The 1605-nt window shown below is 70.0% G+C and carries 3 protein-coding genes; 2 read left to right on the forward strand and 1 reads right to left on the reverse strand.

From position 1 onward, the window contains the following. Window positions 1–388, reverse strand: a 388-nt coding sequence (locus tag Q0W90_RS24455) for a F420-dependent biliverdin reductase (RefSeq protein WP_297777271.1), incomplete at its 3' end; no start/stop codon positions are given. 35 nt (window positions 389–423) lie between these two features. Here Q0W90_RS24455 and Q0W90_RS24460 point away from each other — a divergent pair. Together Q0W90_RS24460 and cbiE are read left to right on the forward strand one after the other, a co-directional pair. Beyond that, window positions 424–1173, forward strand: a complete 750-nt coding sequence (locus Q0W90_RS24460; protein WP_297777274.1) for an SDR family NAD(P)-dependent oxidoreductase — start codon at window positions 424–426, stop codon at window positions 1171–1173. A 46-nt stretch (window positions 1174–1219) separates the two neighbouring features. Further along, on the forward strand, window positions 1220–1605 hold a 386-nt coding region (gene cbiE, locus Q0W90_RS24465; protein WP_297777276.1), incomplete at its 3' end, for a precorrin-6y C5,15-methyltransferase (decarboxylating) subunit CbiE.

Raw genomic sequence — 1605 nt, forward strand, 5'->3', positions numbered from 1 at the left:
CCGACGACCCCAGCACCCGCTCCACCTGAACCTCGATGACCACGCGTCGCGGGTTCGGGCGGGGTGTGCGGTAGCGCTGGGCGTAGCGCAACTCGGCGTCGCGCACCGCGTCGACGTCACTGTTGACCTTGGATCGGCCCTCCAGCGACAGCCACCGCGCGCCGTCGACCTGGCTCAGCACGGCCATGCCGCCACGATCGGCGTTGACCGCCTTTTGCGAACCGCCGGTGGTGATGACCCGCGCGATGTGCGTCTTGGGGTCGAAGGTGAAACCTACCGCCACCACGTGCGGCGAATTGTCGGCTCGCAGCGTGGTCAGCATGGCCAGATGGCGTTCCGACAGAAACGCCAGGGCCTCGTCGGTGAGCCGCGTAGTGGTATTCGCCATCACCGCTCACGCTAGCGCAGGTAATAATCGCAGCCGTGGACGACACGGGCGCGGGTCCAGTACTAATCCTGGGCGGACGCAGCGAGATCGGGGTCGAACTGGCGGGGCTCCTCGCGCCGGGGACGACGGTGGTGCTGGCCGCGCGGAACGCAGATCGCCTCGCGGACCAGGTCAGCGCGCTGAAAGCCGCCGGCGCCACCGCGGTCGACACCAGGGAATTCGATGCCGACGACCTGGCCTCGCACGGCCCGCTGGTCCGCGACGTCATCGCCGACCACGGACCCATCGGAACCGCGGTGTTGGCCTTCGGCATCCTGGGCGATCAGGCCCGCACCGAGACCGACGCCGCACACGCGGTCGCGGTCGTACACACCGACTACGTCGCCCAGGTCAGCATGCTCACTCACCTGGCCACCGCGATGCGCAAAGCTGGCAAAGGCCACCTGGTGGTGTTCTCCTCGATCGCCGGCGCGCGGGTGCGCCGGGCCAACTACGTCTACGGCTCGGCCAAGGCCGGCCTGGACGGCTTCGCCAGCGGCCTGGCCGACGCGTTGCACGGCACCGGGGTGCGGCTGCTGATCGCGCGCCCGGGATTTGTGATCGGGCGTATGACGGAAGGCATGACGCCCGCGCCGCTGCCCAGCACGCCCGCGCAGGTGGCCGCCGCGACCGCACGCGCACTGGCGAAAGGCCGACGCACCGTGTGGATCCCGTGGGTGCTGGGGCCCGCGGCCGCCGTGATGCGATTGCTGCCGCAGTTCGTCTGGCGCAGGATGCCGCGATGATCCGCGCCGGCGACGATGCAATGCGAAGCGATGAGGAGCGGCGCTCATGATCGTCGTGGTCGGTATCGGCGCCGACGGCATGGCCGGGCTCGCCGAAGCATCACGAGCCGAACTACGAAGGGCCGCGGTCGTTTACGGCTCCAAGCGGCAACTTGACCTTCTTGACGACACGGTGCCCGCGCCCCGACGGCAGTGGCCCTCACCCATGCTGCCCGCCCTGCGAACCCTGGTCGACGACGATCACGCGGGCGACGTCCACGTGGTTGCCAGCGGCGACCCCCTGCTGCACGGCATCGGTGGCACACTGATCCGGCTGTACGGCCCCGAGAAGGTGCGGGTGCTGCCGCACGTGTCCTCGGTGACGCTGGCGTGCGCGCGGATGGGCTGGAGCGTCCACGACACCGACGTGATCAGCCTCGTCACCGCGCAGCC

Origin of the sequence: Mycobacterium sp., from assembly GCF_025933915.1 — a bacterium.
Lineage (GTDB): Bacteria > Actinomycetota > Actinomycetes > Mycobacteriales > Mycobacteriaceae > Mycobacterium.